The 242-nt window shown below is 69.4% G+C and carries 1 protein-coding gene; it reads right to left on the bottom strand.

Annotation, left to right across the window (positions count from 1 at the left end):
* The coding region (locus ACSNOK_RS35865) for a S1C family serine protease (RefSeq protein WP_436784840.1) at positions 1-242 on the bottom strand (242 nt) is incomplete at both ends.

Raw genomic sequence — 242 nt, 5'->3', positions numbered from 1 at the left:
GAGTTGCCGGGATTGATGGAGGCGTCGGTCTGGAGGGCGCTCATGTAGGAGGCCTTGGAGCCCTGGCCGTCGCTGGAGGCGACGGGGCGGTTCTTGGCGCTGATGATGCCGGTGGTGACCGTGCCGGACAGGCCGTACGGGGCGCCGATGGCGATGGTGGCGTCGCCGACCTGGACCTTGTCGGAGTCGCCGAGCGGCAGCGGGGTGAGCTCGGCGTCGCCGGCGTTCTTCAGCTTGATGAC

Source organism: Streptomyces sp. URMC 126 (assembly GCF_051386555.1).
Taxonomy (GTDB): Bacteria; Actinomycetota; Actinomycetes; order Streptomycetales; family Streptomycetaceae; genus Streptomyces.
The sequence above is the reverse complement of the archived record's forward strand: the minus strand, read 5'-3'. Positions and strand labels throughout refer to the sequence as shown.